Origin of the sequence: Amycolatopsis sp. NPDC058340, assembly GCF_042723975.1 — a bacterium.
GTDB lineage: Bacteria > Actinomycetota > Actinomycetes > Mycobacteriales > Pseudonocardiaceae > Amycolatopsis.
Window position 1 is genome coordinate 256,791 of record NZ_JBHXIB010000005.1, and the last position, 25,984, is coordinate 282,774.

Here is a 25,984-nt window from a genome sequence, read left to right on the forward strand (position 1 = left end):
CTTCGCCATGCTCGGCTACATCGCGCCGGTATCGCCGGCGCGGTCTGTGAGAGGAAAACATTGTGGTGAAAAGAATCGACGTGGTCGCATGATCGTCATACTGACCGCGTTGGAGTCCGAGTACGCCGCGGTACGTGCCCGGTTGAAAGGATTGGTACGTCACCGGCACTCCGCCGGAACCCTGTTCGAAATCGGAGAAGTGCCCGGCCATCCCGGCTGCAAGGTCGCCACGGCCGTGGTCGGTATGGGCAACTTGTCGGCAGCCGCACTGACCGAAAGGGCGATCGCGGAGTTCGAACCGTCGACCGTGATCTTTTCGGGTGTCGCGGGTGGACTGCGTGACTGGCTGCGGCTGGGTGATGTCGTCGTCGCCACAAAGGTCTATGCCTACCAAGGAGGACGTAGCGAAGACGCGGAGTTTCTCGCGCGCCCACGTGCCTGGGAGATTCCGCACGGCGTGGATCAGATCGCCCGTTCCCTTGCCAGGGAAGAACAATGGACCCGATCGGAGGAAAGGCGAGACAAGTCCTCGTCGGTGCCGAAGGTCTGGTTCGAGCCGATCGCGGCCGGCGACGTCGTGCTCAACTCGCGAACCTCGGACCTGGCGCAGCAACTCCGGCGCAACTACAACGACGCGATCGCGGTCGAGATGGAGAGCGCCGGGTTCGCCTCCGCCGGCCACCTCAACGAACGCGTACCCGCTGTCACGATTCGCGGTATCAGTGATCTCGCGGGTGGAGCCAAGGATCGGACGGACGCGGAAGGCTGGCAGGACATCGCGGCGGCCAACGCGGCGGAGTTCGCCATCGCCGTGGCCGCCGAACTCGCTGATGAGCATGAAGACGGCCAGGGTGGGTGGAATTCGCCGAGGCGGGCGGCGGCTCCGTCGTCCTCCAAATTCGTCGCGCGTGACAACGCGAGAGTGGGGCAGCAGATCGGAACGAATCACGGTGACACCACCATCGGTATGGGCGATTCCGGGAGGTCGCGATGACGCCGCCGCATTGGCAGTACGGGTCGAACGAGGCGCCCTACGAATTCGTCGCGTCCGGCAACTCAACGGTCGGTCAACAGATCGGCGTGAACTATGGGGCGACGACCTTCCATCGGTATGAGAACACCTATCACGTCAGTGCGGAAGACCCGCCGGAACGAAAACTCAAGGTGGCGAAGAACCACCTCGAAGGTGGCAATGCCCGCATGGCGCAGGAGATCTTCCGCGACGTGATGAAGCAAGGTCAGATCGCCTCCGCCGAATTCGCGTATTACTACGCGCTGGCCGTGTTCAGCGGGCGTTCGCTCAGCGAGATGAACGACGAGGTACATGACGCCTTCTTGGACGCGCTCGCCTTGGCCGCCGGATTCGGGACAGGGGAATGGCGTAGCGCGCTCGATGTCGTGTCGGATCTCGTCAGCTGCGTGTGGGGGCAGCAGATCGGGAGTACGTTCGACCCGCAGGCGATGAAGAGCGCGTTGAAGGACTTCGGTGGCCTGCCTCCACAGCGTCAGCGGGAGATAACCCGCCATCTGAACATGATCCTCAGTGGTGCCGTCCAAGACAGCCTCGATGTCGTCTACGCGAAGACGGTCGCGGAGGACAGGTTGGCGCAGAACAGGGCCGGCCGTGCTTGGAAGTTCTTCGAGCCCGACCCCGCTCCGCCACGCATGCGGACGAGCGTGCCGCCCCAGGCGGGCGCCGGTGCTTGGGTCAAACTCATTTCGGGTATCTTCGCTCTTCTTCTCGGTTTGTTCTCCGCAGCCGGAAGCTTCGGGGACGGGAGTGTCGCTCTCGGCTTGCTCGGCGTGCTCTTGGTGGGCGCAGGAGGTTTCGGAGCTTTCCGCTGGGGACTGGAACTGGAAGTCGCGAAAAGGCGGCTGGCGAGCAAGAACCGCGAACACGGGATCCCGCCCCAGCTCGTGCGGCCGGTTTCGCCTGGGCATTGGGTCTCGACTCGCTTCGTGGAGCGGATTCACCAATTGGTCGACCAGAGTTTTGCCGAGGCGAGGCCCCATATCCAGGGGAATTGGGATACCGACACCTTCGGTATCCGGCAGTATCTCAAGACACGTTTCGTCGCACTGTACGGAAACGCCCAGGTGGAGCCGGACAGCGTCCGGTGGCTCATGCGCTGGCACGCGCGCCAGGTCTCGGAGCAGTGGCGTGCTGGAACCTTGTTCGCCTACCAGGCTTCGATGCGACCGACGGGGCGTGTGCCTGCCCTGCTCAAGGCGAGCGTGGGCGGTTGCGTCGCAGGATCGTTGTTCCTGCTTTTCGCAGGGGGCGGTTTCGTGGGCGTCGCGTTCTTCCTCGGGATCGGGGTCTTTCTGGCCGTCAAGGGAGCCGTCCATGTCTTGGCGACGCAAAAGGACGGGATTCTGGAGAGCGTCGCGGCGCGAGCGACCTACGATGCCGAGCAGCAGGCGTACTCGGAGTGGAGGCAAGTTCTCGCTGATAGGCCGAGCGATGCGGAGATGGCGCGCTGGCTCGACCTCGACAAGAACCACCTCAAGACCGAGGCGCTCAGGCGGGCCTCCTTGGTGAACCGCGATCTCGTCGCCCACGTCGTCCTGACGGAAGGCACGCCCGACGCGCAGCGGGCACGCGTTCCCCGTGGTCCGCTCCGGTACTCCAAGTACGTGGTGCTGGTCTTCCTGCTGACGAAGAGCGGGGTGCGTGAGATCGAGGTCCAGCTGAACTTCCTCACCGGCGACGTGCACAACGAACAGCGGAAGTCGTTCCGCTACGACGCGTTGGCGTCGGCGCATGTCGTCGAGGTCGGTATCCGTTTCGCTGACAACCAGCGGTACGTCGTTCGAGGCGACGATCCGGCCCACCTCGGCGCTGTCAGCGTGCGGAGCCGTGAGTTCCGGCTGTCCCTGCTCAGCAGCGAGGACATCACTGTTCTGGTGGAGGGCGCGGGTGGCCTGACCGACGTGACCATGGAAGACGAATCGTCGATTCTCCAGACGTCCCTCACGGCGTCCGGCATAGCGGGTGCGTTGCATGTCCTGGAAGCGGTGGCGGCGGAGGGCCGCGATTGGATCGTTCGTGAACAGGAACGTCGTCGTCGCAGGTCACAGGATTGGCGCACGGGAGCCCGCCAGATCGACTTTCTCGAGAAGGGAGACTTTTCCTTCCTTGATCCCGAGCCGGATTCACGGCCGGAAGCCGAGGAATCCTGAGCAGGGTGTCGCGAGCGGGCGAGGGGGCCGCTCGCGACACCCGTTCGAACACAAGGCATGCCGGTCCGGCCAAGCGGCACTGCCAGAATGAAGCAGTGACTCCCACTTACGTCCTGGTCCACGGTTCCAGCAGCGCCTCGTTCACCTGGGGCCCGCTGCAACGCGAGCTCGCCCTGCTCGGCCACCGCTCGCTGGCCGTCGACCTTCCCGGACACGGCTTCGCCGCCGGTTTCCACGCCGCCTACCAGGCACCGCAAGACCTCGAAGCGCTGGCCTCGGCGCCGTCGAACCAGGCCGGGGCCACCTTGGCCGAGGCCGTCGAGCAGGTGGTGGACGTCGTGCGCAAGGTCGCCGAGCACGGTCCGGTCATCCTGGTCGGGCACAGCCGCGGCGGGCTCGCGCTCACCGGTGTCGCGAACGCCGTCCCGGAACTGATCGACCGGATCGTCTACATCTCCGCATGGTGCTGCGTCGACGCGACGGTGGGCGAGTACATGCAGGGGCCGGAGTACGCGAGCAGCGCGCTCAACGACGTCGGCGGGGTCGTCGTCGCGAACCCGGCCGAGCTCGGCGCGCTCCGGATGAACTGGCGCACCGCCGATCCCGCGCTGCTGGCCGCGCTGAAGACCGCGATGATCGAGGACGGCACCGAGCAGGAATTCTTCGCCTACCTCAACACTCTCGAGCCGGACGAGAGCCTCGACGCCGGGACCGAACTCGCCGACGCCGCCACTTGGGGCCGGATCCCGCGCACCTACATCAGGCTCACCGAGGACCGGTCGATGCCGCTCGCGCTGCAGGACCGTTTCATCAAGGAGGCGGACGCGCTCACCCCGGGCAACCCGACCGACGTGCGGTCACTGAAGAGCAGTCACGTCCGTTTCCTCGTTCACCCGCAGGAGGCCGCCGCCCTCCTCGCCGGGCTGCTCGCGACGGGAAGTCAGGGAGCGACGAGCCCGGCTTCGTAGGCGAAGATCGTCAGCTGGACCCGGTTGGTCGCGTCGAGTTTCGCGAAGATCCGGGTGATGTGAGTCTTCACCGTCGCCTCGCTCAGGTGCAGTTCCGCGCCGATTTCGGCGTTGGTCCCGCCCTGCGCGACGGCGGTGACGATCTGCCGTTCGCGTTCGGTCAGGGTGCCGAGCCCGGCTCGCGCCCGATGACGGCGCGGGCTCGTCCTGGTCGCGACGAAATGCCCGATGAGTGTCCGCGTCGTCCGCGGCGACAGCATGGCCTCGCCCGCCGCGACCACGCGCACCGCGTCGATGATCTCCTGCGGCGAGCCCTCCTTCAGCAGGAAACCGCTGGCACCCGCGCCGAGCGCGTCGAAGACGTACTCGTCGAGGTCATAGGTGGTGAGCACGAGAACCTTCGGCGGGTTGGGCAGCGCGGTGACCGCGGCGGTCGCGGTGAGGCCGTTCATCCGGCGCATCCTGATGTCCATCAGCACGACGTCGGGTGCGTGCATGGTCACCTTCGGCACCGCTTCGTCCCCGTCACCCGCTTCCGCGACGACCTCGATGTCGCCCGTGCTGGACAGGATCATCGACAAACCGGTTCGCACGAGCGGGTCGTCGTCGACGAGCAGCACTCGCAGTGGGCGCTGGTTCACCCGGACAGGTTAGTGGTGTCCCCACGGTAGCCAAGCCCGGACGGCGAATGTGCGCTCTTCGGTGGGGCCGGCGCTGACGTTCCCGCCGATCAGCGTGACACGTTCGCCGATGCCCGTCAGCCCGGCGCCCGCGCCCGGCGGCCTTCCCACCGCGGCGGTCGCGGCCAGGGGATTGACGACCTCGACGGTGAGCCCGTTCCCCGGCCCGCCGCGAACCGAGACCTCGGCCGTCGCGCCCGGCGCGTGTTTCAGGATGTTGGTCATCGACTCCTGGACGATCCGATAGGCGGTCGTGCCGAGCAGCGCCGGCGCGCCGCCCGCGTCGTCGAGCAGGATCGTCACGTTGACCCCCAAACCGGCCCGGCGGGCGTTGGCGACCAGTTCGGGGATGTCCGCCAGCGTCGGCTGTGGCGGCTCCGGATGGACTCCGTTCTCGCTGTTTTCGCTGAAACCCTGGCCATCGCGGAGGACCCCGATGACCTGTCTCAGATCTTCGAGCGACTGGCGCGCGGTCGTGCGGACGGTCTTCGCCGCCTCCGTCGTCGCGGGTCCTTTGCTGACCTCGAGCGCACCGGCCTGCAGCGACAACAGCGAGAGCCGGTGCCCGAGGACGTCGTGCATCTCGCGCGCGATCCGGGTGCGTTCCGCGCGGCGGGTCATTTCGGCGCGGAGTTCCTCTTCCTTGGCCTCACGGATCGCGAGCGTGTCCTGCATCCCGCGGACGACGCCGACGGTGAGCGGCACTGCCGTCATCACGACGGCGACCGTCAACGTCCCCATCAGCTGTACGGCGGAGAACTGCTTGCCGACGATCTGCCCCGCGACGGTCACGTCGGGATGGCGGTTGGCGTCTCCGAACAACGCCCACGCGGTGGCGACGTAGACCAGGACGGAGCCGATCCACAGGACGCGGTCGCGACGGCGCGCGGCCAAGGCGGCGAGGGCGACCAGCGCGGCCAGCGCGTCGGACCGGAAACACAGCGGCGGCACCAAGGCGATGCCGAGGACGAGTTCCGGCCATTTGTGCCGCCAGCAGAGCATGACCGCGGCCGCGATCCCGGTGAAGAAACCGAGCGTGGACCACCAAGTCGGGTCGAACGATTGCGTCGCCGGAAGGTAACCCTGGGCGCTGAAGACGAAAATGCTGCTGATCACGCACGCCGCGACCGCCACCACGGTGAGCACCACACCGAGCACACGCCTTGCCATGCGCTGAGCGTACGCAAACCCGCTTGGCCGGCCGCATCAGCGGAACCGGTCGATCACGACGCGTGAATTACGACTTTCGTCGTAACGGGTTGGCGCGCCGAGGACGACGCGGGGGCCTCGCGATCGCTGGTTGTATGCCGCCTCGTTCATCCCTTTGGAAAGGAAAACCCCCGTGACCCAGCAAACCCCCTACACGCCGGCCCCGCAAGCCCCCGCCAGCCCGATGCCGCCCCGCAACGGCATCGGCGTCACGGGCTTCGTCCTCGGCCTGGTGGGGCTGGTCTTCTCCCCGATCCCGTTCGTCGGCGTCATCGCCTGGCCGCTGGTGATCCTCGGCCTGATCTTCTCGATCATCGGCCTGGTCCGCGTCAAGAACGGGAAGGCCTCCAACAAGGGGCTCTCCATCACCGGTATCGCCTTGTCCGCGCTCGGCCTGGTGGTCTGCGTGGTCTGGATCTTCGTGTTCAACGCGGCCGTCGACGAGGTCAACAACGAGATCAACCGCACCGCGAAGGTGTCCTACGAGGTCACCGGCGACGCCACGAACGTCGAGGTCATCTACGGCGAGGTCCTCAACCCCGTCACGGAGACGGTCCCGGCGCTGCCGTGGAACAAGGAAGTCGAGAACAAGGGCGTCTACAAGGGTGGGACGCTCACGGTCACCACCGGCGAGACCGGTGGATCCGTGACCTGCAAGATCACCGTCGACGGCGCGGTGGTTTCGACCAAGACCGCTTCCGGCGAATTCGCGATGGCCGCCTGCACCGGAGTGTGACGGCCGGACCGTGAAAGGCCTCCTTCGCCATTCTCGGGGTGGCGGGGAGGCCTTCGCGATTCCGGCATGATGCGGGCATGACCGAGCCCGTCCATCCGTTCGCCCCACCCGCCCACGAACGTCACTGGATCGAAACCGTCACCGAACTGGCGGAAGACTTCGCCGCGAGCGCCGCCGAGTTCGACGAGACGGCCGAGCTGCCCATCGCCAACCTTCGTGCCTTGCACGCGACCGGACTCGACGGGGCGACCTTGCCCGCGGAGTTCGGCGGCGAGGATCTCAGCTATCGGACCTACGGCGAGATCGTCCGGATCCTCAGCGCGGCCTGTTCATCGACAGCGTGTGTCTGGGTGATGCACATCGGCGCTGCTGTCGGGCTGGCCCAGTTGTCCGCCCCGGACGTGGGTCGCTTCTACGCCGAAGAGCTCATCGGCGGCAAGCGCTTCGCCAACGCGCTGTCCGAACCGAGCAGCGGCAACATGTTCCTGATGCCGCAACAGGTCGCCGAACCCGTCGACGGCGGGTACCGGCTCACCGGGGCCAAACGATTCGTTTCGGGTTGCGAGGTCGCCGACCACTTCCTGGTCAACGCGCTCGTCGGCGGCGTGCCCACGTTCTTCGGCGTTGCGCCGGACGACACGATGACCTTCGTCCCCATCTGGGACACGATGGGACTGCGGGCCAGCCGAAGCCAGCTCGTCTCGTTCGAAGGCACCCTCCTCCGGGAGGATCGCCGGTGCCCGCCCACGACCGTGCAGCGGCCGAACCACATCGCGGCGGGTCTCGCCTTCTTGTCGCTGGGGATCGCCGACGCGGCGGAACAAGCGCTGATCTCGCACGCCCGGAGCCGCGTCATCCCGGCGACCGGGGAGCCGCTGGCCGGAATGCAATGGCTGCAGTTCGAAGTCGCGGACGTCCACGCCCGTCTCGAAGCGTCGCTCATGTACGCCCGGAACATGGCGTGGCTGGCGGATCAGAATTCGCCGGAGTTCCTGCCCGCGACCATGACGGCGAAGGTGCTCGCGAACGACATCGCCCGCGACGTCGCGCAGGTGGCGCTGAAGGCGGGCGGCGGTTCGGGTTTCCTGCGCACCTCGCCGATCCAGCGGCTGTTCCGGGACGCGCAGGCGGGCGGGCTGATGGCCTATTCGGCCGAAGTCACCAAGGACCGGATCGGGAAGACGGTGCTCCTGCCGCGGGACTGACCTCGGATGGCCGGCCGGGTGACGTCAAGCCCGGCCGGTCCCGCCGGAGCGGGTCAGCAGCAGCCGCTGCCGCAGCAGTCGCAATCGCACCAGTCGTCGTTCCGCATGGTCATCCACCTCCTCCCTCGGGTCCGCGGGCGGGCGGGCACCAGGCACCGGGAAGCGGATCGGCGCATTCGGCGCCGGACATCCCGGACAGCATGGAAGTGAGTTCGGCGCGCAGCTCGCCGAGGCGCGCCATTTCCGCTTCGATCTCGGCGAGATGGCGTTCCAGCATGGTTTCGGCGGGTTCGCACGGGCACACCCCGGTGTCGCGCACGCTCAGCAGGTCACCGATCTCCGTCAGCGACAGCCCGAGCCGCTGGGTGCCGCGGATGAACCGCAGCCTGTCGATGACGTCCTCGTCGTAGCGCCGGTGTGCCCCGGAAGTCCGCGCGGGCGTTGGCAGAAGGCCGATGCGCTCGTAGTAGCGCACGGTGTCCGGCCGTACTCCGGCGCGAGAGGTCACCTGGGACATGGTCAACGCCGCCAGCGCCTTCGTCGCTTCGGTTCGCATGGTGTGAGGGTAGAACTTGGACCCGGCTCCAGAATCAAGTTCGAAATTCGACCGGGGCTCACGAAGAGAAGACGACGGCCCGGCGCGTCCGCATCATTCGAGAGGGTGGAAACGGCGAGAGGACGGCACGGTGACTGACTTCCGGTACGTGATCAGGGACCTCACCACGGAGGGCGAACAGGTCGATGCCCTGGTGGCCGGCCTGGACGACGCGGGATGGGAGCTGCCGACACCCGCGGCGGGCTGGTCGGTCAAACACCAGATCGCGCATCTCTCCTTCATTTTCAAGATCGCCGGGTTGTCCGCGGGTGAGCCGCAGACGTTCGCCGAAGTCATGAAGCGCTCGATGGCGCGCGGTTTCGACGCCGCGGTCAACGCGGCCCTCGACGACTACCTCGGCGACCCCAACGAGGTCCTGCTCAGCCGCTGGCGTGCCGAACGCGACGCCGGGATCAAGGCGCTCGCCGCGGTACCGGCGGACCAGGTCGTCCCGTGGCTGGTCACCCCGCTGCCGCCGGCCATCCTCGCCTGCGCCGGGATGATGGAACTGTTCGCCCACGGCCAGGACATCGCGGACGCGCTGGGAGTGCGGCCGGAACGGACGGACCGGCTCGCGTACCTCGTCGGCTTCGCCGTCCGGGTGCGGGACTTCGGCTACGAGGCACGGGGCCTGACCCCGCCGGAACAGGAGTTCCGGTTCGAGATCACCGCGCCGTCCGGGCAGTTGTGGACGTTCGGGCCCGAGGACTCCCGGCAGCGTGTCACCGGCAGCGCGGAGGACTTCTGTCTGCTGGTCACCCGGCGCCGTCACCGCGACGACCTCGACGTCCGCGCCGAGGGCGCGCTGGCGGACCAGTGGCTCGACATCGCGCAGGCGTACCGCGGCCCCGCGGGCGAGGGACGCTCGCCGGGACAGTTCGATCGTTGAAAATTCCGCCACTTCGGCGGTGATTGGGCATCCTGGAAGACGCGGTCAACTCCGCTCGGTGCGATCGTCGATGGCACACGGGGTCTAGGAGGCGATCGTGGCACGGGTGTGGCTGATCAGACATGGCGAAAGCGAATCCAACGCGGGGCTTCCCGGTGGTGAGCCGGGGGCCTCAGCGTTGACCGAACTCGGCCGGCGGCAGGCCGTCGAAATCGCGGAATCGCTGGCCGAACCGCCTCGTTTGATCGTGACGTCGCCGTTCTTGCGGGCTCGGCAGACCGCCGAGCCGACGATCGAGCGGTTCCCCGGCGCGGAGCGTGAGGAGTGGCCTGTCCAGGAGTTCACCTTTCTCGGCGAACTCCATGGACAGGTCACCACCACTGCCACCCGTAAGCCGTACACGGAGGCCTACTGGTCCCGTGCCGATCCGCACCACGCGGTGAACGGCGCGGAATCCTTCGCCGCTCTCTTCGGCCGGACCCAGGAATTCCTGGCGCGGCTTGGAGAACGGGAACCCGGGCCGATCGCCGTTTTCACGCACGGGCTCTTCATCCGCGCGGTCATGTGGTCATTGCTGACCGGGACCACCACTCCGGACAGTGCGGCCATGCGCCGATTCCGCACCTTCGCCGACACCTACCTCGTGCCGAACGGCAACATCACCGAACTGAGGTACACGCCCGGGAAGCGGATCCCGCGCATGGTGGTCCCGCTCGCCTCCCGGTTCGCGGACCGCTAGGGCTTCAGCAGCAGCCGGAGCTCGTTCACCCCCGTCATATGCGGGCTGGGGATGAACGACGGCGGAACGGCCGGATCGGTGCGCAGATCCGGGAAACGGTCAAGCAAGATGTTGAGCGCCGTCTTGCCTTCGAGCCTGGCGAGCGGGGCACCGATGCAGAAATGGATCCCGCGGCCGAAAGCCAGGTGCGGATTGTGCGCCCGCGCCGGATCGAAGACACCCGGATCCGTGAAGGCGCGCGGATCCCGGTTCGCCGCCGCGACCCAGATAGCGAGCATGCTGTCCGCCTTGATCGTCTGGCCGCCCAGTTCGACGTCGGTCGTCGTGGCGCGGGCGACCAGTGCGAACGGGCTGAGGAACCGCAGTGATTCCTCGATCGTGGCGGGCAGCAACGCGCGGTCCTCACGGACCCGCCGGTACTCGTCCGGGTGGGAATCCAGGCACAGCACCGTGTTCCCGAGCAGCATCGTGGTCGTGATGTGCCCGGCGAGCAGCAGCACGTTCGCGAAGTTGACGACTTCGTTCTGCGTGAGTTTCGTGCCGTCGACCTCGGCTTCGACGAGTTTGGTCAGCAGGTCCTCGCGCGGTTTCCGCCGTCGATCGTCGACGTGCCCGGAAAGATAGTTCACCAGGTTCTTCACCTGAGCGGACGTTTCCTCGGCGGCCTTCTTGTCCTCTTCGGTCTGCTTGATCAACGACCTTTGCTGGCTGTTCCGCAGCAACGTGTCGACCCATTTCTTGAACAGGTCGCGATCGCTCGCCGGGATGCCGAGCAGTTCGGCGATGACGATCACCGGCAGCGGATAGGCCAGATCGGTCACCAGTTCCATCGAGTCCGCGCCGTCGACCGCGTCGAGGAGCTCGTTCGTCAGCGCGGCGATCCGCGGTTCGAGATCCGCGACGACCTTCGGCGTGAAGGCGTGGCTCACCAGCGTGCGCAGCTTCTTGTGATCCGGAGGATCCATCTGGAGCAGGTTGCCTTCGACGAACAGGTCCTTGTCCGGCGAGATCTCCTTGGGGATCAGCCGGGTGGTGTCGGAAGAGAACACCTTGGGGTCGCTCAGGGTCTTCAACGCCTCGGCGTGGCCGTAGACATTCCACATGCCCGTCTCCGGGGCGAAACGGACCGGGTCGGCCGGGAATTCGTCCCGAAGCCAGAACTGGGCTTCGTGGACACCCCAGGTTTCGGCGATCGTGGTCATGGCTTGCCCCCTTCTTCTCGTGGTGGAGGAGCGCGGATCAAGCGGGCTCCTCGGGGCCGTCCTTCCGGTAGATCCAGGCGCGATAGGACGAGATCAGATCCTGGAACGCCTGGATCACTTCGGCCGCGGTGGCGGCCAGATTCGCCGTGGACGGTGGCTCCGGCGGCTCGAACGCCGTCCGGATGATGTGCGCGAGAGCGTCGGCCTTCTCTTCGATGGTGAGGTCGGCGCCGTCGCTGGTGAAGCTGTCCATCAGATAGAACCCCAGCGCCGAAGCACGCAGGGAAAAAAGCAGGTTCGGGATGTCGTCGCGCAGCAGGCCCCGGTCGGTCATCGTCTTCAGGTACCGCTCGGTCACGACCGCGTCCTGATCCTGCAAAGGATGTTTCTTCAACCGGCCCAGCAATTCGGTGTTGCCGGTGATGAGTGCGCCGAGCAACGGGTTTCGCTGGGTGAACAGGAAAGCGGCCCGCTGGAACCGGTGCGGGACGACTTCCGCCGGGTCTTCTTCCAGCCGCTCGAGAAGGTTCTCGGCGGCAAGGAGGGATTCACGCAGGAGCAGCGCGTGGAAGAGGGTTTCCTTGGTGGGCCAGTGCAGGTAGATCGTGCCTTTCCCGATGCCGGCCTGGCTCGCGATGTCCTCGATGGTCACCTTGCGATAGCCCAGCCGCGAAAGCAGGACGCCGGCCGCGTCGAGGATGCGATCGGCGCGGCCGGCGGTGCGGTCCGGACGTTCTGCCACGTGCACTCCCAGAGTCTGACTTCGTGACCAGATTTGGTTATCTGGTCATCCGGTCATCTCGACGGTAGCGCCGGGTGGGCTGGTCCGGCAAGGAAATCGACGAGTTCTTAACGCAGACGGTGGGCGAGCAGGAACTTCCAGATGACCGGGGTCGCGTCGATGACGGTCGGAGTGGCGGAGTCGTTGTTCGGTGCGGTGCTCGGCCAGACGTGCCCGGCGCCTTCGACCCGGTAGTGCTGAAGCGAACAGCCGAGCCATCGCTGGACGGTGACATCGGCTTTCGGCGAGTACTGGATCGGACGTGGGAAGCAGCCGTTCCGGTCCGCCCACGCCGCGAGCCAATCCGGCAGCGTCGGCAGACCCTTGGCGGGATTCCCGGTGTAGGGGATCGTCGCGTCGGCCGTGCCATGGAAATCGAGAATCGGCGCGGGACGCGACGGGTGGCACTCGCCGCCCTGCGGGTAGAACGCGCCGGCGACCGGGGCGAACGCCGCGATCCGGCCCGGCATCCGGCACGCGAGGACGCCGACGAACCCGCCGCCGTTCGACTTGCCCGTCGCGTAGATCCGGCGGGAGTCGACGCACAGTTCACGCTGGAGCGTGTTCAGCAGATCGCTGGTGAAGAGCACGTCGTCGGCGGCCGCCGAGTACGGCGCGCCGGTCCATGCCGACTCCCCGTCCGTACCCGGAAGACCTTGCGGGTAGACGGAAATCGCGTCATACGCGGAAAACCCGGACAGCTCCTCCTGATACTTCGACGTCCGTTTGTGGCCATGGAACGACAACACCAGCGGGTACGGCCGGGAAGACCGGTACTGCGCCGGCACGTGCACCGTGTACTCGCGGACCAGACCGCCGGACGTCACGGTCCGCAGCGTCGTCGCCCCGGCGGGGACCGGGGACGGACGCTGGCAGCCGGTCGTCCGCACCGGATGATCGATCGGCGACGGCATGGCCGACGCCATCGGGGCGGTGAGCAGGCTCAGTCCGGCAGCGGCGGCGGCCGTCAGCGCGAGACGGCGCAGGTATTTCGTGGGACCAGGCACGCGATCCTCCTTGATCGGGCGGCAGGGCGGTGATCAGGGTCACTCCTGACGCGGGCCTGGTCAGCATTGTGTTCATTGAGTTTTCGGACCGTTTTTCACCTCACCCTGCCGGGCGACCGTCTGATCGCCGACCTGGGCCGTGGCTGATCAGCCGCAGGCGCGTTTCGCCGTGAGCACGCGGGTCAAGGCCTCGTCGACCCGGGCCGCCGGGAGATCGCCGGACGCCAGCGCCTGCTCCAGCGTGGCCAGCACCGTGCCGACGTTGCCGCCAGAGGACCACAACGCCTGATCCGCCCCGGCCTGCAGTGCCTTGAGCACAGCCGTTTGCAGCGGATACTGCGACGTGATCGCCTTCATCGCCCCGAGATCGTCCGTGATCACCGGGCCGTCGAACGCGTAGTCCTTCCGCAGCAGCCGGTACGCCGGCGCCGACAGGGTCGACGGAGTGCCGCCAGTCAGGTCGGGCACGTCCAGATGTCCGACCATGACGCCGATTTCGCCGTACTCGCCGATGTCCCGGTACGGAACGAGGTCGACCTTCCGCAACGAGGCCAGCGGCGGTGTCCGCACCAGTCCCTTGTGGGAGTCCCCGCTGGCGTGCCCGTGCCCGGGGAAGTGCTTCAGTACCGGCTGCACTCCGGCGTCCCGCAAACCCTGCGCGAACGCCAGGATGAACTTCCGCGCGACTTCGGGATTCGCGCCGAACGACCGGTCGCCGACGATGTCGCGGTCCGGCTGGTCCGTGATGTCGGCGTCGGGCGCGTAGTCGACGGTGACGCCGCGGGCCAGCATCTGCCGCCCTCGTTCGGCGGCCTTCGCCCGGACCTGTGCCGGTGTCAGGGTCGAGGCCATCTTCCGTGCGCTCGGCATGTCGCCGTCGAGGGCGTCGATCCGCTGGACACGGCCGCCTTCCTCGTCGATCGCCACCGATACCGGGACCTTCGCCGCGCGCTGGACCTCGTCCAACGCGCCGTTCCGCAGGATGGCCGTCTCGTTGCCGCCGAGGAAGATCCCGCCGACCTGCTGATCGCGTACCAGCTTCACCGCCGCCTGCGGGTCTCCGGCGTTCACGCCGACCACCACCAGCTGGGCCAGCCGCTGCCGGGGGTTCATCCCGGCGATGACGGCGTCGCAGCCTGGTGCAGGCGCCTGTTCCGCCCTCGGTGACGGCGAGGGGGCAGGCCTGCTGGAGCTGGGTGGGACCGAGGCGACGCTGCTACGCGGCGGAGGTACCGTCCCCGCCGGCTGTGCGGATCCGGCATCGTCGTTCGCCGTACCGCACTGCACGCTGGTGAGCAGAACGGTCGCGGCTCCCAGGATGACGGCCGTCCATCGCTTCGTCGTCTTCGGTCGACCGGAGTTCATCGGCTCGTTTCGTTCGTCGTCCATGCCGGTGTCGACGGTAACCCGGCTTGCCCCTTCGTACGCGCTTGCGTGCCCTTTGGTGCATGAGCGCGCCTGCCGGACCTCTGGCCCCACCTCCTTCCTCTTCCGCGTTCTCCCTCGTCAAACGGATGTCCGGGCTTGACAGATCGATCTGCTCCGTCGTAGATTACCACATGGTTATGGAACCGCAAGGTTATCCACGATGCCGCAGGCGCCGAAGCGATCGTGAGAAGCCGAACTCGTGAGAACAGATGAAACGGAAAGGCGGGCGACCGTGGCACAGGATCTGCTCGATGTCACCTTCGCGGCGCTCGCCGACCCCACCCGGCGGGCGATCCTGGCCCGGCTCGCGCGTGGTGAGGCCACGGTGACGGAGTTGGCCGAGCCGTTCGCTATGAGCCAGCCCGCCATCTCCAAGCATCTGAAGGTGCTGGAGCGGGCTGGGCTGGTGGCGAGGGGGCGCGACGCTCAGCGCCGCCCCTGCCGGCTGGTGGCCCAGCCGCTGAAGAACGCGAACGAATGGCTCGGTGGCTACCGCCGCTACTGGGACGAGACCTTCTCGAAGCTGGATCTCGTCCTGGAAGGGGAGATCCAGCACCCCGAACGCCGGGACGAGACCGATTGACCACCGCACGAGCGGAAAGGAACAGCACGATGGGACGAACTCTCAGCGTGACGAAATCCGGCGATCTCGAGATCGTCATGACAAGGTCCTTCGACGCACCGAGGGCGTTGGTGTTCGACGCGTGGACCAAACCGGAGCTGGTACGCCGCTGGTTCGGTCCGCACGACTGTGAGGTCGTCGAATGCGAGATCGATCTGCGGGTCGGTGGCAGATGGCGCTACCGGCTGCGCCACGGCGGCGAAAGGGAGATGCTGCTGCAGGGCGTGTACCAGGAGATCGACCGTCCGGGACGGCTCGTCTCCCTCGAGACGAACGAGGACTGCGAGGCGTCGGAAGGTCAGGCCTTGGCGACTCTGACTCTGGTCGAACACGACGGGGTCACCATGCTGACCCAGGTGGTGCGGTACGGCTCGAAGCGGATCCGGGACGCCGTGCTCGAGTCCGGGATGGAACGGGGCGTCGGTGAAGGCTTCGACAAGCTGGCCGAGGTCGTGGCCGTCCCGGTGAGGGCGGGAACCCGATGAGTGCCATCGCCGACCGATATCGCGTCCGGGCCGACGCTTTCGAGCGCAAGGTCGCCGCTGTCGAAGCAAGCCAGTGGGAGTGCAAGTCTCCGTGTGAAGACTGGAACGCCAGGGATGTCGTCGGGCACATCGTCGACATGCATGCCGCGATGCTGAGCCCGTTCGGACGTGACCTCGGGCCGGCGCCGTCGCTCATGGAAGACCCGTTGGGTGCCTTCCGGTCGGCTCGCGCCGATGTCGAGGCGGTCCTCGGCGACCCAGTGCTCGCAGCAACGGAGCACGAGACGCCGACAGGGAAGATGACCGCCGAACAGCACATCGATCAAGTCGTCAGTGCCGACATGGTGATCCACGGCTGGGACCTGGCCAGGGCCACCGGTCAGGACGACACGATCGATCCGGAGGAGGTCGCGCGGATGTGGCCGGCGGCGCAGGCGATCCCCGACCAGATGAGGATCCCGGGAGCCTTCGGGCCCGGCATCGTCGTCTTCGGTTCCGAAGTGAAGGTGCCCGAAGACGCGCCCTTGCAGGACAGGCTGCTCGGACTGATGGGCCGAGACCCGAACGCCTGATACGGCTCAGACATGGATCCCGCGATGTCGCCGGACGGGCCGGGCGGGAACCGGTACCGCGGCGGTGTCGGTCCCTTTGGCCGCGGCCAGGACACGTTCCAGAACCGACAGAGAGGAGGTGAGCAAGGAAATCTGGTTCTGGATGCGGGTCTTGGCGATCTCCAGTTCGCCGGTCATCTCCGGCGAGGGCACCAAATGCGTGTGGTCCCCGGAAACACAGGGAAGGAGTTCCGCGATCTTGCCGCTGCACAACCCGGCTGAATAGAAGAGCTGGATCTGCAGCACCCTCGCGATGTCGTCTTCGGTGAACGTCCGGTAGCCGTTGCCGCATCGGTCGGGACGCAACAGGCCTTCCGTTTCGTAGTACCGCAACGAGCGGACGCTCACCCCGGTTCGCTTCGCCAGTTCGCCGATCCGCATGAGTCCACATTAGCCGCGGAAACCGAGGTTGACCGTGACGCCGGTGTCAGGGTTTAGCTTCGCGTTCATGAGGTTGCTAGAAGCGTTCCGCGGTACCGCGATCCAGCTGCCGAACCGCATTGCGATGGCTCCGATGACCAGGGGGCGCGCCGACGATCTCACCGGCGTGCCACATCCGCGGACGGCCGAGTATTACGCGCAACGTGCGAGCGCAGGCTTGATCGTGAGTGAAGGCATCTGGGTGGACAAGACCGGCAAGAGCGGCCCTGGAATCCCAGGCCTGGCGACAGAGCGGCAGGCCGAGGCATGGCGTGAGGTGACGGCGGCCGTGCACGAGGAAGGCGGCCGGATCTACGCGCAGCTCTGGCACGCGGGACGGGTCAGCCACCCCGGCGTGACGGGCCGGACACCGGTGGCGCCGTCGGCGGTCCGGCAGGCCGGGCGGATCTTCTCGGCCGGCGGCTGGACGGACACCGCCGAACCCCGGGCGCTCGGCGAGGAGGAGATCGGCGAGGTCGTCCAGGACTTCGCCGAGGCGGCACGCAGGGCCGTCGAGTCGGGATTCGACGGCGTGGAACTCCATGGCGCCAACGGCTACCTCATCCAGGAGTTCCTCGCCGGCAACACCAACCGCCGGGAGGACCGTTACGGCGGCTCGGTCGCCGCCCGGCTCACCTTCTCGCTCGAGGTGGTGGCGGCCGTGACCGAGCAGATCGGTGCGGCCAGGGTCGCTCTGCGAATTTCGCCGGGCAACCCGGAGAACGACATCGTGGAAGACGATTGGAAGGAGGTGTACTCACGACTGCTCGCGGAACTCCGTCGATACGAGCTCGCATACCTGCACGTCATCGATACCCCTGACGTCGAGGTGCTGTCGCACTTGCGGCCATTGTGGCCAGGAACGCTCGTCGCGAATCTGCGGTCGGAGAAGCCGACCAGCCGCGTCGAGGGCGAGTCCTTGATCGGATCCGGCCTGGCGGACGTGGTCGCCTTCGGCAGGTTGTTCATCGCGAATCCGGATCTGCCTGCCCGATTCGCTCTCCACGCACCGCTCGCCGAGGCGGATCACGACGTCTACTACGGCGCCCGGCTCGACGGCTACACCGATTTCCCGGCGTTCGAACCGGACTCGGCGAAGTTCGCCTGTTCGGCGCGCAGCTGATCTTGGCCGCCCGTTCTACAGTGCGGGGATGGTCAAGACGGCAGTGGAAATCGCGGCGGCTGTGCGCGCCAAGGAGCTCGACCCGGTCGAGGTGACGCGTGAGGCGTTGGCCCGGATCGAGGCGGCGGACGGGGTGGTCGGCGCGTTTCGCCGAGTGAGGGCCGAGGAGGCGCTCGCTGAGGCCGCGGCCGTCGCGGGACGCACGGACCTGGCGGACCTGCCCTTGGCCGGGGTACCGGTCGCGGTCAAGGACGTCGCGCCGATCGAGGGCGAATACGCCTCGTGGGGGTCACGCGCGGGTTCGTCGACGCCGTCCACAGAGGACGGTGAGATAGCGCGGCGGTTGCGCGCCGCCGGTGCGGTGATCGTCGGCCTGACCCGGGTGCCGGAGTTGTGCGTCTGGCCGTCGAGCGACGATCCGGACGGGATGGCGCGTAATCCGCGCAACCCGTCGTACGCCGCCGGCGGTTCGTCGGGCGGGAGCGCCGCGGCCGTCGCGGCCGGGCTCGTGCCCATCGCGCACGGCACCGACGGGTTGGGCTCGATCCGGCTGCCGTCCGCGATGTGCGGGATCGTCGGTCTCAAACCGGGTAAGGGCGTGGTCCGGGTCCCGGGGGAGAACGGCTGGTTCGGCCTGTCCACGCACGGTCCGATGACGACCACGGTTGCGGACGCCGCCGTGCTGATGTCGGTGCTCGCCGAACAGCCCGGCTTGGCCGAACTCACCGACCCGAAGCGGTCCCGCATCGCTCTGTCGACCCAGGTCCCGTTGACGAGGGCGCCGCTGCCGCGCGCGTTCAGCCGGGCCGTCACACGGGCCGGAGAGCTGTTCCGCGAGGCTGGGCACACCGTCGCGCCCGGAACACCGCGGTACAACGCCGGTGCGATCGGTGGCCTCCTCGCGCGCTGGGTCGCGGGTCCGGCCGAGCAAGCGGCCGAGTTCGATCTCGGCGCACTCCAGCCTCGCACCCGTACCCATGTCCGGCTCGGACGGCTGATGGCCAAGCGCGTCCGGGAGACCACCCGGGAGCGCTGGCTGGAACGTGCCGAAGAGTTCTTCGCCGACCACGATGTCCTGGTCACCCCCATGATCGCGACCCTCCCGCTCAAGGCGCGCACGTGGCATGACAGCCGCTGGATCGCCAACGTCCTGCCGTCCCTGCGCGTGGCGGGGTTCGCCGGGCTGTGGAATCTCGCGGGCTATCCGGCGATGTCGGTGCCGATCGGCGTGCATCCTTCGGGCATCCCGGCCTGTGTCCAGCTCGTCGCCGCGCCCGGTGGGGAAGCGCTCCTGCTGGGCCTCGCCGCCCAGCTCGAAGCGGCCAATCCCTGGCCACGCACCACCGCCTCCTGACCGCGTCCGAAAGTGAGCAAGGGACCTTTGCTACCACCCTTCAAAGGGAGTGGTAGCAAAGGTCCCTTGCTACTTCGCGCTGGTCAGGAGCCGGTTTTGGCCGGCGACGGCTTCTGCCCGTTCGCCTTCGGGCCGTTCTGCTCGGTCTGTCCGTTCTTCGGCGCAGCGGCGGCAGGCGCCGAAGAAGCGGGCTTGGCGGGAGCGGGTGCGGGTGCGGGTTTGGCGGCGGCCGGAGCGGTGGCCTTCGACGCGGGCGGCTCGGCCGGCTTACCCGCCGGCTTCGTCTCCTCGGCCTTGCTGTCGCCGCCGACGAGCTTCGAAGCGTGCGGGATCACCGACTCCTCGGGCAGTGCCGCGAGCATCGCCTCGCTGCCCTTCAGGACCTCGTCGGCCTGCATGAGGCTCTTTCGGGCCTGCTCGCGGATCTCCGCCAGCCGTTCGACCTTCCGCTGGGCGGCCGTCGTGCGCTGGGCGGCTGTCGTCGTGGCCTCGTCGAGCCGGCGCTTCGCCTCGGTCGTCGCCTCGTCGATGCGGCGCTTCGCCTCCGCGGTGGCCTCCGCGATCCGGCGTTCGGCCTGGTTCTTGCTGGCCGTCTGCTGGTCGGCGATGTGCTTCTCGTGCGCCGCTTTCTGCGCCGCGATCGTCTGATCGAACTCGCGCTCGATCTTCCGGCGCTTGCGCTCGGCCTCGTTGTCCAGCAGTTCCCGGCGCTGGGCGGCCTCCACCGTCAGCCGCTGGACCTCGGCGCGCGTCTCGGCGAGGGCGGACTCGTGCTCGGAGTGCAGCGCGTCCGCCTGCTTGTCCAGTTCGGCGACGAGCCGCGTGTAGCGCTCGCGGAGCTTCTTCGAGGCTTCGCTCGAAGAAGCCCAGTGCTTCTCGGCGGCGACTTCGGCACGCTTCGTGATCTCGTCCGCGCGTGCCTGCGCGAGCGTGACGGTGCGCTGCATCCGCTCGTCGAGGTCTTCGAGCCGCTCCGGCGGTTTCTTCAGCTCCTCGATCCTGGCGTTCAGCTTCGCCACCTCGTGGCGGACGGTTTCGAGTTCGCGCGTGGCCGAGGTCGCCTGCGCGATCGCGGCGTCGCGGTCGGTGATCACGCGATGCAGCTGGGCTTCGAGATGATCCAGATACTGGCGCACTTCGTTCCGGTCGAAGCCGTGCCAGGCCTGGGTGTACTCGCGCCGCAGGGGCAACAGGCCGTTGTCTCGCTCGGGAACCATGGCCACGACGGTACCTGCGTACGCGGGGTCGCCGTTGTCAGGCTTGGTGATTCACCGACGTGTGTCGTCTCTCAGCTGCGATCCCTCACCTGAACGGCCGCCACCCGTGTGCGCAGTGTCACCAATGGAAGCCGCGGCTGAGCCGGGCGAGCGCCATCGCCGCGCGGGACAGATGCTGCTCGCCCTTCCCGATCTTGAGTCCGCCTTCGCCGCCCGCGGCCGCGGAATCCGGGAACACGCGGAATCCTTGGTAGGCCACGGCATCCGTGAGCCCCGGCGTGAGCGTGTACGCGAGCCCGATCGCCTGCCCGGCGGGCGTGCCGATGTGCTTGGGACGTTCCCGCAGCGCCTTCATCACCATGTCCGCGGCCTGGTCCGGGGATTTGGTCGGGAACGCGTCATAGATCTTCGTCGGCCGGATCATCGGCGTGCGGACGAGTGGCATGTGGATGGTCGTGAAGGTGATTCCGTCGCCGTGTGTCTCGGTCGCGGCGATCCGGGAGAAATAGTCCAAAGCGGCCTTCGACGCCGCGTATGCCGAAAAGCGCGGCGCGATACCCTGCACACCGATCGACGAGACGTTGACGATATGCCCGAATTTCCGCTCGGACATATGCGGCAGCACCGCGAGGATCAGCCGCACCGCGCCGAAGTAGTTGATCGCCATCGCGCGTTCGTAGTCGTGGAACCTGTCGTACGACAGTTTGATCGACCGCCGGATCGAGCGGCCGGCGTTGTTCACGAGCATGTCGATGCGGCCGTGCTCGGCGAGCATCGCGTCGACGGCCTTGTGCACCGATTCCTCGTCGGTCAGGTCGGCCGGGTACACCGACGCCGTGCCGCCGGCGGCGATGATCTCGTCCCGCACTTCTTCGAGTTCGTGACGGCGCCGTGCGACGAGCAGCGGCACCCCGCCCGCGGCCGCGACCTTGATCGCGGTCGCGCGGCCGATACCCGAAGAAGCGCCGGTGATGATCACGCGACGGCCGTCCAGTTCGCCGCGCGGGCCGTGCTTGCGTGCGCGGAACGGGTCGAGGTGCTCCCGCCAGTAGCGCCACAGGGTGGGCGCGTACTCCTCGATCCGGGGCACCTCGACACCCGAACCGATGAGTGCCTTGCGCGTCGACGCCGACGAGAACACCGACGGGAAGGCCATCGTCTCCAGCAGCACCGGCGGGATACCGAGCCGCTCCAGCACGGCGTCGCGCGCGATCGTGAAGCCGGGGATGTGCTCGCTCAGCTTCACCAGGTTGACGATGCCCTTGGACACGCGTTCGTTGAGCTGTACGGAGATGGTCGGCGCGCCCGCGGCCTTGGCGAAGGCGTTGTAGACCGAGACGACCGGCTGCGGTTCCGGGTTGACGAGGTGGAACGCGCGGCCGTCGAGGCCCTTCGTGGTGATCAGGGCGTTCAACGACTCGGCGACGTAGTCGACCGGCACGACGTTGGTGTCGCCGAGGTCGGGGCCGACGATCGGCACGTCGGGCAGCCCGGCCAGCCTGCTGATCGCGGGGAACAGGTAGTACGGGCCGTCGATCTTGTCCATCTCGCCGGTCTCGGAGTTCCCGACGACGACCGAGGGCCGGTACACCCGCCACGGCACGTCCTGCTGTTCACGCACGAGCCGCTCCGCCTCGAACTTCGTGCGGTGGTACGGCGTGATGAGCCGCTGCCCGACGTCGAACATCTCCTCGGTGAACATGCCCTCGTGGTCACCGGCGACGGCGACCGAGGACACGTGGTGCAGGCAGCCGGCGTTGAGGTCGGCGGCGAGCGCGATCACCTGCGCGGTGCCTTCGACGTTGGCCTTGATGCTGGCTTCGTCGTCGGCGGTGAGGTCGTACAGGGCGGCGAGGTGGACGACGTGATCGACGCCGCGAAGCGTCTCTCGATCCTCTTCGCCGACGCCCAGCAACGGCTCGCCGAGGTCACCGGTGACGAGGGTGACGCGTTCGGGATGCGGCCAGGCGTTCACGAGTTTCGCGAGTTTGTCCCGTGACGACGCGCGGACGACGAGCGCCACCTTGTCGACGTCGTCCCGGGTGAGCAGTAGCCGGGTGAACTGGCGCCCGATCAGTCCGGTCGCCCCGGTCACCAGAAAAGTCGCCATCTGCCTCACCCTTCACCGTGCTCGCCCGCGTCCCCCCGGCATTCTGCTGCATCGGGACGGCGAGGACCACCAGGACACCGGTGAAGTTACTCACGGGTAACTAGGCGGGGTCGGCGACGACGACCCGGTTCTCGGCGTAGCCGGTCTCCCCGCCGACCCAGCGGCCGCCGCAGGTGACGAGGACTATCCGATGTGGACCGGACTGGCCGAACAGCTCGTCCGCCCGCTGCGGCAGCTCGTTCTTCTTCAGCGTGATCAGCTGGGAGACCTTGTACCGCCAGGACTTCCCGGCCTTGTCGACCACGGTGACGGCGCCGCCGATCCGCTCGGTCCACAGTTCCGCGAACGGGCCCGTCGCGCCCTTCCAGTTCACGTGCCCGGCGAACACGCTCGCCCCAGTGGCCGAACTCAGCTCGGCGCCCCACCAGGTCACCTCGCCGAGGTTCTCCGGCACCGGAAGCTCCGCACCCGGCCCGAGTTCCTTGCGCACGAGTTTCGCCGCGCCGCCCGCGGGCAGCCGGATCGTCCCCGGACCCTGCGGTTTCGGGGCTTCGGGCTGCTGTGAAGGCGGCGGAGCGGACGTGGGAGTCGTGGGGACGATGTCCGGCTGAGGCGGGACCTCTTGCTGCGCGGGCGCGGCGGGGGCGCCACCCGCGACGGAGACGGAGACGGGCTGGGCCGTCCCCGTCACCACGGTCGTCGGCGGCCAGATGAGCAGGGCCGCGACGAGGTCCGCGCACAGGACCGTGACCGCTCCCAGCGCGAACCCGCGTCGTACTGACATTCCTGAATCCTCTTAGCGTCGCGAAGACCGCCGCGCGGCCACGCCCACCATCACCGAACCGAGCAGCGCAAGCGCGCCGACGCCGAGGATGCCGGCGGTCGACGCCGAGTTCTCGACGGTGCCCTGCATCATCGCCACCGGCCGGTCGCCGGCGGGGATGGTGCGCGGTACCTCGTTGGGCGTGTTGGCGACCTTGAGGGCCAGCGTCTCACCCGGCTTGAGCTCGCCACAGGCGGACGGCGGATTCTTCGGGTCGAACGCGTTGGTGTAGCCCGGCGGCGCGCTGACCTCGACCACGCAGATCTCCTGCGGGGTCCGCAGGTTCTCCACCGTGACCGTGCCGTTCTCGCCTTCGGTGGTGACGACGGCGGGTTTGCCGTCGGCGCCGTTGAGCGGCTTGCCGTCGTGGCCGACGGCGGCGGTGGACTTGTCCTTGGCGGTGATCCGCAGCGCGGCGCCCGCGATGCCCTTGCCGGTCTTCGCGTCGACCTTGGTCACCTGGACCTTGCCCGGCTTCGAAACGACCGCGACACCCTGGGCCTTCAGTTCCTTCTCACCGCCGGTCGACACGACCTTCTGCACGCCGGTCTCGACCGGGAACTGCACGTACGGCCGGTCCGCGGGGGCGGAGAGCGAGCTGGCCAGCTTCGGCTGGTCGCCGGTCGGCGTCACCTTGACCGTGACGGTGCCGTCCTCGCCGGTCTTCACCGTGGTGGCCTTCTCGGCCTTGGCGTTCGAGGTCGACGCGGGCTTGGTGGTCTCACCGCTGTCGATCGTGGCGTTCGACGGCGTGAGCTGCACGGGAACACCGGAGACGCCCTTGCCCTTGGCGTTCTTGACGCTGATCGTCCACTCGCCCGCGGTGCCGATGTGCTGGTCTTCCTTCGGCGGCGCGATCGCGGTGGTCCACGGGCCGCGGTTGGCTTCGGCGTCCTTGGTCAGCTTCTCGACGGCCGTCGCGGCGTCGGGCTTCTGTGCCTTCAGCTTCTCAAGGTGTCCCTTGATGTCGTAACCGATCTTGTCCGGGCCGAGCTTCGGGTCGAGATCGGCGTCGGAGCGCGGTTTCGACGTCCACGAGTGCAGCAGGTGCGCGAGCGCCGCGGCCTCGGCGTTGTCCTTGGTGCCGCCGTAGCGAAGCAGAAGGTAGGAGATGTTGGCCGCGGTGTCCTCGGGGAGCTTCGCGCCCCACTTGTCGAGGAGTTCGTCGCCGGGCTGGTACTTCTCGTTGGTGTCCGGCGCCTTCAGCTGGAACGAGACGCAGAACACGTGCTTGCCGTTGACGACGTAGGAGCCCAGCCAGTCGCGTTCTCTGGGCTTGCTGCCGACCGTCTGGCCGGGCGTGACCTGGTAGCCGACGCCTTCCTCCTTGGCGGCCGAGGCCGGTGTCGCCGCGACGGTGGCGGACAAGGCGCCGAGCAGGCACGTCGCGATCAGGCTGGTCAAGGCGCGCGAACGCACGCTCGGGCGTGTGGTCCACCCCATGGTGTGTTGACTCCTTTGGCCGTGCGCTGCCATCGACGCCCTTACGTCGACGCAGGTCACACGATCGATAGGTTCCCCGACACGCCTTCGGTGATTATCCGAACACGCAACGTGGAGGGTGGCGGGTGAGCAGCGGTTTTGGCAATAGGGCATCAGGTGGGGTATCGGTGAACGGTCGGTGATCTCCGCCGCATACGGTGTGGGGGATGGGCGTCGCGCCGATTGTGAGTAAAGTCGTCTTTACTTCGACGGGAACCGGGCGGCCCACGCGGTCGTTGAACCCGATGCAGGTGCCAGTAGATCCAGGAGGATCAGGTGCGATCCAGTAGCAACCCGGCGTTCCGGAACCTGCCGCGTGGCGCGGCGCAGTACGGACCCAACGTAGGCTTCAACCAACCCCAGGGCGGCGTGCCCGGCTACGGCCCTCCGCAGACCTCCGCCGGCGCCGACGACCGTCCGATGACCGTCGACGACGTCGTCATCAAGACGGCGCTGAGCCTCGGCACCGCGCTGGTGACCGGTGTGCTCACCGCGATCTGGGCGATCAGCCAGCTGCCCGTGGACGCCGCGGGCCGGATCACCGGTATCAGCGGCGGCGTGATCGGCGCCCTCGTCGGCGGCATGATCGTCGGCCTCGTGATCTCGCTCGTGATCATCTTCAAGCAGAAGCCGAGCGGCCCGCTCACGCTGGCGTACTCGGCGGCCGAGGGCGTCTTCCTCGGAGCGATCAGCGGCCTTTTCGAGGCGCTGTACCCCGGTATCGCGCTGCAGGCGATCATCGGTACCGCGGGTGTCTTCGTCGCGATGCTGGTCGTCTACAAGACCGGTGCGGTCAAGGTCACCCCGAAGCTGACGAAGTGGATCATCGGCGCCGTCGTCGGTGTCGCGATCCTGATGCTGGTCAACCTCATCACCAGCTTCTTCGGCTTCAACCCGCTTCGTGACGGCGGGCCGATCGCGATCATCTTCAGCCTCGTGGTGATCGGTGTCGCGGCGTTCAGCTTCCTGCTCGACTTCGACCAGGCCGACCGGATGATCCGCGAAGGCATGCCGTCGAAGTGGGCGTGGTTCGCCGCCTTCGGTCTCATGACCACGCTGGTCTGGCTGTACCTCGAGATCCTGCGGCTGCTGTCGTACTTCCAAAACGACTGACG

At 67.6% G+C, this 25,984-nt stretch carries 25 protein-coding genes; 13 read left to right on the forward strand and 12 right to left on the reverse strand.

Annotated elements, in window-relative coordinates; all coding sequences use genetic code 11:
• The first annotated feature begins 7 nt into the window (after nt 1–7).
• From ACFWIW_RS09490 to ACFWIW_RS09500, 3 genes are all read left to right on the forward strand, one after another.
• Nucleotides 8–994 (forward strand): purine phosphorylase, encoded by a 987-nt coding sequence (locus ACFWIW_RS09490; protein ID WP_378367983.1) that lies wholly within the window; start codon nt 8–10, stop codon nt 992–994.
• Entirely contained in the window at nt 991–3,183 is a 2,193-nt protein-coding gene (locus tag ACFWIW_RS09495; protein ID WP_378367984.1) for a hypothetical protein, read from the forward strand. The genes ACFWIW_RS09490 and ACFWIW_RS09495 overlap by 4 nt, the downstream gene beginning before the upstream one ends.
• Nucleotides 3,184–3,278: 95 nt before the next feature.
• Entirely contained in the window at nt 3,279–4,151 is an 873-nt protein-coding gene (locus ACFWIW_RS09500; protein ID WP_378367985.1) for an alpha/beta fold hydrolase, read from the forward strand.
• On the opposite strand, the gene ACFWIW_RS09505 is transcribed toward ACFWIW_RS09500, so the two are convergent.
• Nucleotides 4,124–4,771, reverse strand: coding sequence for a response regulator (locus ACFWIW_RS09505; RefSeq protein ID WP_378368054.1), 648 nt, complete (start codon nt 4,769–4,771; stop codon nt 4,124–4,126). The genes ACFWIW_RS09500 and ACFWIW_RS09505 overlap by 28 nt on opposite strands.
• Nucleotides 4,772–4,801: 30 nt before the next feature.
• Complete coding sequence (locus ACFWIW_RS09510) at nt 4,802–6,001, reverse strand: sensor histidine kinase (protein ID WP_378367986.1); 1,200 nt, start codon at nt 5,999–6,001, stop codon at nt 4,802–4,804.
• 223 nt (nt 6,002–6,224) lie between these two features.
• Between ACFWIW_RS09510 and ACFWIW_RS09515 the strand changes: the two genes are divergently transcribed.
• On the forward strand, nt 6,225–6,776 hold the full coding sequence (locus ACFWIW_RS09515; protein WP_378368055.1) for a DUF4190 domain-containing protein: 552 nt from the start codon (nt 6,225–6,227) through the stop codon (nt 6,774–6,776).
• Nucleotides 6,777–6,853: 77 nt separating this feature from the next.
• Nucleotides 6,854–7,981, forward strand: coding sequence for an acyl-CoA dehydrogenase family protein (locus tag ACFWIW_RS09520; protein WP_378367987.1), 1,128 nt, complete (start codon nt 6,854–6,856; stop codon nt 7,979–7,981).
• A gap of 109 nt (nt 7,982–8,090) precedes the next feature.
• Here the strand turns inward: ACFWIW_RS09520 and ACFWIW_RS09525 are convergent, their stop codons facing one another.
• A complete protein-coding gene (locus ACFWIW_RS09525; RefSeq protein WP_378367988.1) occupies nt 8,091–8,537 on the reverse strand; it encodes a heavy metal-responsive transcriptional regulator in 447 nt (148 codons plus the stop codon).
• 130 nt (nt 8,538–8,667) lie between these two features.
• Here ACFWIW_RS09525 and ACFWIW_RS09530 point away from each other — a divergent pair, with 130 nt between their 5' ends.
• Both ACFWIW_RS09530 and ACFWIW_RS09535 read left to right on the forward strand, forming a co-directional pair.
• Complete coding sequence (locus ACFWIW_RS09530; protein ID WP_378367989.1) at nt 8,668–9,465, forward strand: TIGR03084 family metal-binding protein; 798 nt, start codon at nt 8,668–8,670, stop codon at nt 9,463–9,465.
• A gap of 97 nt (nt 9,466–9,562) precedes the next feature.
• Nucleotides 9,563–10,204, forward strand: a complete 642-nt coding sequence (locus ACFWIW_RS09535; RefSeq protein WP_378367990.1) for a histidine phosphatase family protein — start codon at nt 9,563–9,565, stop codon at nt 10,202–10,204.
• Here ACFWIW_RS09535 and ACFWIW_RS09540 read toward each other — a convergent pair.
• From ACFWIW_RS09540 to ACFWIW_RS09555, 4 genes are all read right to left on the reverse strand, one after another.
• A complete protein-coding gene (locus ACFWIW_RS09540; protein ID WP_378367991.1) occupies nt 10,201–11,406 on the reverse strand; it encodes a cytochrome P450 in 1,206 nt (401 codons plus the stop codon). The genes ACFWIW_RS09535 and ACFWIW_RS09540 overlap by 4 nt on opposite strands.
• A gap of 37 nt (nt 11,407–11,443) precedes the next feature.
• Nucleotides 11,444–12,148 carry a TetR/AcrR family transcriptional regulator gene (locus tag ACFWIW_RS09545; protein ID WP_378367992.1) on the reverse strand — a complete coding sequence of 235 codons (705 nt, stop codon included), beginning with the start codon at nt 12,146–12,148 and terminating at the stop codon, nt 11,444–11,446.
• Between the two features lie 107 nt (nt 12,149–12,255).
• A complete protein-coding gene (locus tag ACFWIW_RS09550; protein WP_378367993.1) occupies nt 12,256–13,194 on the reverse strand; it encodes an alpha/beta hydrolase family esterase in 939 nt (312 codons plus the stop codon).
• 147 nt (nt 13,195–13,341) lie between these two features.
• Nucleotides 13,342–14,583 (reverse strand): glycoside hydrolase family 3 N-terminal domain-containing protein, encoded by a 1,242-nt coding sequence (locus ACFWIW_RS09555; protein ID WP_378367994.1) that lies wholly within the window; start codon nt 14,581–14,583, stop codon nt 13,342–13,344.
• Nucleotides 14,584–14,854: 271 nt separating this feature from the next.
• Between ACFWIW_RS09555 and ACFWIW_RS09560 the strand changes: the two genes are divergently transcribed.
• From ACFWIW_RS09560 to ACFWIW_RS09570, 3 genes are read left to right on the forward strand one after another with little or no spacing between them, the layout of a single operon-like run.
• Nucleotides 14,855–15,205 carry an ArsR/SmtB family transcription factor gene (locus ACFWIW_RS09560; RefSeq protein ID WP_378367995.1) on the forward strand — a complete coding sequence of 117 codons (351 nt, stop codon included), beginning with the start codon at nt 14,855–14,857 and terminating at the stop codon, nt 15,203–15,205.
• A gap of 29 nt (nt 15,206–15,234) precedes the next feature.
• Nucleotides 15,235–15,729 (forward strand): SRPBCC family protein, encoded by a 495-nt coding sequence (locus ACFWIW_RS09565; protein ID WP_378367996.1) that lies wholly within the window; start codon nt 15,235–15,237, stop codon nt 15,727–15,729.
• Nucleotides 15,726–16,301 carry a TIGR03086 family metal-binding protein gene (locus ACFWIW_RS09570; RefSeq protein WP_378367997.1) on the forward strand — a complete coding sequence of 192 codons (576 nt, stop codon included), beginning with the start codon at nt 15,726–15,728 and terminating at the stop codon, nt 16,299–16,301. Before ACFWIW_RS09565 ends, ACFWIW_RS09570 begins: the two co-directional genes overlap by 4 nt.
• Nucleotides 16,302–16,307: 6 nt before the next feature.
• Here the strand turns inward: ACFWIW_RS09570 and ACFWIW_RS09575 are convergent, their stop codons facing one another.
• Nucleotides 16,308–16,721 (reverse strand): MerR family transcriptional regulator, encoded by a 414-nt coding sequence (locus tag ACFWIW_RS09575; protein WP_378367998.1) that lies wholly within the window; start codon nt 16,719–16,721, stop codon nt 16,308–16,310.
• Between the two features lie 67 nt (nt 16,722–16,788).
• Here ACFWIW_RS09575 and ACFWIW_RS09580 point away from each other — a divergent pair, with 67 nt between their 5' ends.
• Together ACFWIW_RS09580 and ACFWIW_RS09585 are read left to right on the forward strand one after the other, a co-directional pair.
• The gene (locus tag ACFWIW_RS09580; RefSeq protein ID WP_378367999.1) at nt 16,789–17,883 is read left to right on the forward strand and encodes an alkene reductase; all 1,095 of its coding nucleotides are present in this window, start codon (nt 16,789–16,791) and stop codon (nt 17,881–17,883) included.
• Between the two features lie 28 nt (nt 17,884–17,911).
• Nucleotides 17,912–19,237, forward strand: a complete 1,326-nt coding sequence (locus ACFWIW_RS09585) for an amidase family protein (protein WP_378368000.1) — start codon at nt 17,912–17,914, stop codon at nt 19,235–19,237.
• A gap of 83 nt (nt 19,238–19,320) precedes the next feature.
• On the opposite strand, the gene ACFWIW_RS09590 is transcribed toward ACFWIW_RS09585, so the two are convergent.
• The 4 genes from ACFWIW_RS09590 to ACFWIW_RS09605 form a co-directional block, all read right to left on the reverse strand.
• Nucleotides 19,321–20,454: a cell division protein DivIVA gene (locus ACFWIW_RS09590; RefSeq protein ID WP_378368001.1), complete on the reverse strand. Its 1,134-nt coding sequence runs from the start codon at nt 20,452–20,454 to the stop codon at nt 19,321–19,323.
• 118 nt (nt 20,455–20,572) lie between these two features.
• Nucleotides 20,573–22,564: an SDR family oxidoreductase gene (locus ACFWIW_RS09595; RefSeq protein ID WP_378368002.1), complete on the reverse strand. Its 1,992-nt coding sequence runs from the start codon at nt 22,562–22,564 to the stop codon at nt 20,573–20,575.
• 100 nt (nt 22,565–22,664) lie between these two features.
• Nucleotides 22,665–23,348, reverse strand: a complete 684-nt coding sequence (locus ACFWIW_RS09600; RefSeq protein WP_378368003.1) for a class F sortase — start codon at nt 23,346–23,348, stop codon at nt 22,665–22,667.
• Between the two features lie 12 nt (nt 23,349–23,360).
• Complete coding sequence (locus tag ACFWIW_RS09605; protein WP_378368004.1) at nt 23,361–24,830, reverse strand: SpaA isopeptide-forming pilin-related protein; 1,470 nt, start codon at nt 24,828–24,830, stop codon at nt 23,361–23,363.
• Between the two features lie 315 nt (nt 24,831–25,145).
• On the opposite strand from ACFWIW_RS09605, the gene ACFWIW_RS09610 reads away from it, so the two are divergent.
• Entirely contained in the window at nt 25,146–25,982 is an 837-nt protein-coding gene (locus ACFWIW_RS09610; RefSeq protein ID WP_063277638.1) for a Bax inhibitor-1/YccA family protein, read from the forward strand.
• Nucleotides 25,983–25,984 lie beyond the last annotated feature (2 nt).